At 39.2% G+C, this 1606-nt stretch carries 3 protein-coding genes; 2 read left to right on the top strand and 1 reads right to left on the bottom strand.

Annotation, left to right across the window (positions count from 1 at the left end; genetic code table 11):
• Positions 1-452 (bottom strand): DUF3291 domain-containing protein (locus tag ACGLXV_RS22945; protein ID WP_391560450.1); only part of this gene is annotated, 452 nt, incomplete at its 3' end.
• 457 nt (positions 453-909) lie between these two features.
• On the opposite strand from ACGLXV_RS22945, the gene ACGLXV_RS22940 reads away from it, so the two are divergent.
• The gene (locus ACGLXV_RS22940) at positions 910-1191 is read left to right on the top strand and encodes a toxin-antitoxin system YwqK family antitoxin (RefSeq protein WP_391560449.1); all 282 of its coding nucleotides are present in this window, start codon (positions 910-912) and stop codon (positions 1189-1191) included.
• Between the two features lie 19 nt (positions 1192-1210).
• A partial coding sequence (locus tag ACGLXV_RS22935) for a VOC family protein (RefSeq protein ID WP_391560448.1) occupies positions 1211-1606 on the top strand: 396 nt, incomplete at its 3' end.

Genomic DNA, 1606 nt, shown 5'->3' with positions numbered 1-1606 from the left:
CATGTCTCTCCTTTTTCATCAAACGCCTGCTTAAAATCAAAGGCAAAAGGAGTGGAGCCATTCTCGATAAAATAGTTATACCTCTTGAACGCCTCCTCCCATGAGACCTCCTTCAACTCCTCTGCCCACCACACTACATAGGAAAGGTGTTTTTCTTGATAAGGCTCCATCCATTTGCTTCGATCTTGCAATGCTTGCCTGTGCCGACCTGAATAGGTAAAACGATATAAAGATTGGAGGTTTTTCCATACAGTCAGTGTAAGAACAGGAAAACCCTCTCCTTTTGTAGCTTCTTCAGGGAACGATATTCCATCAGATGAAAACGCATCGATCATTCCCGATTTCGTTGCCTGACGAAATACTCTATTTCCTACATCAAAAAAATCACGAGAGGCCGGGTGGTCAAAGGGATGATGTAACCTGCCAACGGTATAGATGGAAACGAAACCCATAAACAGCCCTCCTTTTACAGTTTTCACCTATTTATATTCAAGTAAGAAGGGGCCTCATACCCATTTGTTGACAAGAAATGGGTATGAGGCAAGTTTTGGACTAACTAAAAAAACACAATTCTTTATGAAATGTGCCCCCTCCTATAACATTCTTTCACCCTCTAAATTAACATCTACACGATTACGTCCATTTTGTTTCACCGAATATAAGGCTATGTCCGCTTTATTTAGAAGCCGTCTTCGTTGCCTCAACCACTCCCCTGCTGATCTATTTCCTTCGGTCCATTTTAGCGGTTGGTCTTTAATATTGCCCCGGAACTTTGTAGTTATTGTTCCGTTACCGAACAGGACCGGTAAGTATGTTGTATACTGAAAAAATGAACACTAAATGTATAATAGTTAACGTTTTCAATGAAATGTGATATAAATTTTAAAAATAGTTATCGGAGGTACGTCCATGGAAAATGAAAAATGTGACTTGATACACCCAAACGGTGTGAAGGAAAAGAAACTAGAGGTGCATGATGACTATACGATAAAGTACCATGCAAACGGAAAAACCATATGGTCTAAAGGAAAAATCATTGAAGAAATGCCAGATGGCTATTGGGAATGGTATCGGACCGATGGAACCATCAAGCGTTCCGGGTATTTTGAAATGGGTGAGCCTGTTGGTGAATGGGTAACCTATGATAGCAAAGGTGAAAAATACAAAACCACCAATCGTGATAAAAAATAATGGTATAGGGGTAAATGGTGTGAACAATAAAATTCAAAAAATCACCACAAATTTATGGTTTGATCATCAAGCAGAAGAAGCAGCAATCTTTTATACATCCATCTTTAAGAATTCAAGCATTCGTAGAATCACTCGCTACGGAAAAGAACGGCATGAAAGTAGTACAGAAGGAGCCGTAATGACGGTTGAATTTGAATTGGATGGTTTAACATTTGTAGCATTAAATGGTGGTCCAAAATATAAATTTACAGAAGCGCTATCGTTGATAATAAACTGTGAGACACAGGAAGAACTAGACTATTATTGGGAAAAACTTTCTGAAGGCGGAGACGAAAAAGCACAAGTTTGTGGATGGTTGAAAGATAAGTTCGGAGTTTCTTGGCAAGTGATTCCTGCTTCCCTTAACGAGATGATT

The organism is Robertmurraya sp. (assembly GCF_036676585.1).
Lineage (GTDB): Bacteria > Bacillota > Bacilli > Bacillales > Cytobacillaceae > Robertmurraya_A.
The sequence above is the reverse complement of the archived record's forward strand: the minus strand, read 5'-3'. Positions and strand labels throughout refer to the sequence as shown.

Coding starts and splice junctions, on each gene's coding strand:
- ACGLXV_RS22940 (WP_391560449.1), top strand. CDS start 910: ATGGAAAATGAAAAATGTGACTTGATACACCCAAACGGTGTGAAGGAA.